General features: G+C 50.5%; 3 protein-coding genes. 1 reads left to right on the forward strand and 2 read right to left on the reverse strand.

Going from position 1 to position 4,273, the window contains the following annotated elements; genetic code table 11:
• Positions 1-90: 90 nt before the first annotated feature.
• Together ACPLUI_RS11730 and ACPLUI_RS11735 are read right to left on the reverse strand one after the other, a co-directional pair.
• Positions 91-1,914 carry an acyl-CoA dehydrogenase gene (locus ACPLUI_RS11730; protein ID WP_424660445.1) on the reverse strand — a complete coding sequence of 608 codons (1,824 nt, stop codon included), beginning with the start codon at positions 1,912-1,914 and terminating at the stop codon, positions 91-93.
• Between the two features lie 79 nt (positions 1,915-1,993).
• Positions 1,994-2,767 carry an enoyl-CoA hydratase-related protein gene (locus ACPLUI_RS11735; RefSeq protein WP_424660446.1) on the reverse strand — a complete coding sequence of 258 codons (774 nt, stop codon included), beginning with the start codon at positions 2,765-2,767 and terminating at the stop codon, positions 1,994-1,996.
• Between the two features lie 569 nt (positions 2,768-3,336).
• Between ACPLUI_RS11735 and ACPLUI_RS11740 the strand changes: the two genes are divergently transcribed.
• Positions 3,337-4,273, forward strand: a 937-nt coding sequence (locus tag ACPLUI_RS11740) for an acetate--CoA ligase family protein (protein ID WP_424660447.1), incomplete at its 3' end; no start/stop codon positions are given.

Raw genomic sequence — 4,273 nt, forward strand, 5'->3', positions numbered from 1 at the left:
GGCAGCCTTCAGCACTGCTTCTACCGCCGCTAAATTACATTCCTGCAGTGCTTCCGGATCTCATGCCGGGTTAAAAACCGGGTTTAAAATTTAGAACCCTTCTTCAAGTATGTCGATGGCTGAAGTGTCGCCGTCCTTGATAATTTCAGCGATCTTAAATATCTCGGGCACGATGTTCCTGATATAGAAACGCGTGGTTTGTACTTTCCCCTGGTAGAACGGGTAGTCAAAGTGACTTTCGCCCAGTTCCTTAATCTTCCTGACAGCGATGGCCGCTTGTTCCAGAAGCAACGACCCGCCCCATAGTATGGCAGTGGCGTGCAGGATCCGGGTGGAATAAAGGGGCATTAATCTAATGTTTTTAGCAATGCTCGCGCTGAAGGATTTCTGCATTTCCCGGTAGGTGGCCGCGGCTTTGCTCATGATTTCGTATTCACGGGCAAGGTCCTGAATTTCTCTCTTGCTTTCAATGGAATCAATAACATCTTTGAACCATTCCGCGAAAATCCTGCCGTCGTCCAGTCTCCATTTCCTGCCTACCAGGTCCATGGACTGGATAAAGTTGGTACCTTCCCAGATGGACAGTATTTTACAATCCCGGGCACACTGGGCTACGGGGTATTCCTCAGTGAAGCCATAACCACCGTGTACCTGTATGGCTTCCGCGGTAGTCTGCCAGACCATGTCCGAAGGATAGGCCTTGATCAGCGGGGTATTGACTTCGATCCTTCTCAAAGCTATTTTCTTTTCTTCCGGGTCATTGCTGTACCTTGCCAGGTCCAGGTAATAGGAATTTTTCATGATCATGGCTCTGGAAGCTTCAATGATAGACTTCTGGAACAACAGCATCCTCCGGATGTCCTCGTGCTCGATAATGCGCACCCTCGGTCCTCTGGGGTTGGTGATAGCCTTGCCCTGTATGCGCTCCCTGGCGTACTGGAGGGCATAATTATAAGCCGCCTGGGCGATGGACATGGCGGTTAGACCGGTGCTCATTCTGGCGCCGTTCATCATGATGAACATTTGGGCCATACCCTGTGCCCTGCCGTTTTCATCGGGCGGATTCCCCAGCAGGATACCGCGGCACTTGCCTTCGTCGCCAAAGCTCAACATGGCGGTCGCGGAACCCTTGATGCCCATTTTGTGTTCAATGGCCACCGTGGTTACATCGTTGGGCTCACCCAGGCTACCATCTTCATTAACCCAGATTTTGGGCACAATGAACAGGGAAATTCCTTTAGTACCGGGTGCCGCTCCTTCACACCTGGCGAGCAGCAGGTGGATAATATTTTCAGCGAGATCGTGGTCGCCTCCGGTGATGAAACACTTGGTCCCCTTGATTTTATATACCCTGGGGTCTTCGGTTGGGAAGGCTTTAGTGGTGATTTCGCCCACGTCGGAGCCGCAGCACGGTTCGGTCAGGCACATGGTACCCGCCCATTCGCCGCTGTACATTTTGGGCAGGAACCGCTTCTTGTCTTCTTCCGTGCCAAACGTATATATCAGGTTGGAGGCACCCTTGGCCAGGCCGATGTAAGGATAAAAAGCGGGGTTGGCCGCATTAAAAAATTCCTCCAGGGCGGTATGCAGGATGGTGGGCAGCTTACCTTCTTCATTGGGATCGAATTGGGAGTTGCCGTAACCGTTTTCCTGCATGAACCGGTAAAGCTTGTGGAATGACGGGGGTGTGCTCACTTTACCGTTTTCGAGTTTAGCACCTATCCTGTCTCCGTCAATATTGGTAGGGGCAACAACCTCCCTGGCCACTTTCAAACCTTCGTCCAGGATCATATCTACGTCGTCGATCTCGTAGGTATCTTTAAAGGCGTCAAAGTTCAGGATTTTTTCGGTGTTCAGCCATTCTTTGATAATAAATTTATGGTCCCGGTTTGAATAAAAAAAGTTGCCAGACATGTTTAACTCTCCTTTTTCGTTTGGTATAACCCGACTTTAGAGAATTAGCTGGGTGCGGTTCCCGGAAAGATATTGTTTTTTACCTGCCCTTAAAGTTGGGAGGCCTCTTTTCAAAAAAGGCCCTGGCGCCCTCCCTGGCGTCCTCACTGGCGAAGACTATGGCGGAGCCGGCCTGCTCGATTTTAATGCCTTCCTCAATGGTGGTGTTCAGTCCTCTGGTCACCGCCTTTAAAATTTCCCTGATGGCGACGGGAGCCCCCTTGGCCAATTTGGCCGCGAGCGCCCTGGCTTCATTCAAGACCTGGTCTGCAGGCACCACTTTGTTGACAAGCCCGTACCTCAGGGCTTCTTCGGCGCTCAAGGGGTCGCCGGTGAGCATGACCTCCAGGGCCCTGGTCTTGCCGATCAACCTGGGCAGGCGTTGAGTTCCACCCCAGCCCGGGATGATGCCCAGTTTGACCTCCGGTAGACCGACTTTGGCGGAAGCAGACATTATTCTGAGGTGACAGCTCATAGCCAGTTCATTGCCACCTCCGAAGGCGCTGCCCTGGAGTGCTGCGATCACCGGTTTGGGGTAATTTTCAATTTTAAAGAACACATCGTGACCGCTAATTTCAGGTTTGTTGCCGGCCCGGATGGAAGCGAATTCGCTGATGTCAGCTCCGGCCGAAAAAAGTTTTTCGCCCGTACCCGTCAATACAATAGCCCTGACCTCGTTGTCATTGAGGTAATCATCCAGCAGGTTGTTCAGCTCAGTAAGGACAGCCTGACTTAAAGCGTTAACCGGCGGATTGTTGATGGCCACAACTGCGTAACCGTCCTGCTTTTCCACTACCAGTTTGGTGTACTCCATGCAAACCCCTCCCCCTGCAGGTTTTATTGTTAGTGTGAAATTTACCGTACGTTTCCAGGTGACTGCCAGGGCATTTCATTTAATGAAAGTTTAACAGTTACGTGGCCTGCAATTATTATGCCATAAAGCTTCAGAGCCGGATTCAAAATGGCCGGTCGAATTTTAAGTTCAATTAATGTTCAGTTTTTTAACGTTATGGTTTCAATTACAAAACATTACAAAACACACAAGGCCCCCTGAAGCGGGTTTATAATGGCACAAATATTGCGAGGAACACAAATATTGCGAAGAAGAGTTTAAATAAAAATTTCAATAAAAGTTTTGATAGAAATCTCATAATGTTTTTAAAGCTTGGACTTGACAGAACGCTGGTGACTAACCCGGGACCGGCTAGTAATTTTGAATCCGGAAAGTCAAAACTTCCTTTCACGAGATTTTAATTTTCGTTTGTTCCAGGTTGGAGGACGTTAATCGGGACTGTGTTAAGAATTTAAACTGCTGGTTTAATAAATTAACCGTTAATTAGATGAATAATCCCCTGATCTGGTATTTCTGGAGGTGCGCTGATATTGTCTTTCAAAACCAAGGAATTTGAACAGTTAAAGCCGTTTTTCGAGCCGGAATCAATTGCCCTGATAGGTGCCTCGAATAATCCGGAAAAGCCCAGCGGGCGGCCGCTGCATGCCCTGATTAACAAGGGATACAGGGGCAAAATCTATCCTGTAAATCCGAAGTACCAATCCCTTGCTGGCATAAGATGCTACCCCTCGCTGGCGGATATTCCAGGCCCGGTAGATCTGGCCGTTATAAGCATACCTGCCTCGCGTGTATATGATGCTCTGGAACAATGTGTTGCAAAAGGAGTTAAGGCAGCCATCATCTTCAGTTCGGGATTTGCCGAAACAGGTCCGGAAGGTCGCCTGGCCCAGGACCGGATAGCCAGGCTGGCCAGGAATTCCGGTCTCCGTATTTGTGGTCCAAACTGCCTGGGTGTGGTCAACACCCGGAACGGCGTGATGGCTTCGTTTGCCTTTATTGTTGATATTGCAGACGTGCATCCCGGGACGGTTGGTTTTGTCACCCAGAGTGGTGCCTACGGCGCATTAATTTATGCCCAGGCGCTTTACAGCGGGGTTGGCCTGAACTATTTCGTCAGCGTCGGCAATGAAGCGGACCTGGAATTTGCGGATTTTCTGGGGTACATGGTGGAGGACGACAGCACCAGGGTGCTGGGCGGGTACCTGGAGGGGGCGAAGGACGGCCTCAAACTGCGCCGGGTGGCGGAAGAGGCCGCCAGGGCCGGAAAACCGGTCATGATTATGAAAGTGGGGCGCAGTACGGCGGGAGCCAGGGCCGCCTCTTCCCATACAGGTTCCCTGGCGGGGGTGGACAGAATTTACGATGCTTTTTTCAAGCAGACAGGAATCATCAGAATCGAAGATCCGGAGGAACTAATTGCTTTTGTGCCTGTGTTTTCAGCAGGACGCCTGCCCAAAGGGAGAAACG

It is taken from the genome of Desulfofundulus sp. (assembly GCF_049701015.1).
Classification (GTDB): domain Bacteria; phylum Bacillota; class Desulfotomaculia; order Desulfotomaculales; family Desulfovirgulaceae; genus Desulfofundulus.

Coding starts and splice junctions, on each gene's coding strand:
- ACPLUI_RS11735 (WP_424660446.1), bottom strand. CDS start 2,767: ATGGAGTACACCAAACTGGTAGTGGAAAAGCAGGACGGTTACGCAGTT.
- ACPLUI_RS11730 (WP_424660445.1), bottom strand. CDS start 1,914: ATGTCTGGCAACTTTTTTTATTCAAACCGGGACCATAAATTTATTATC.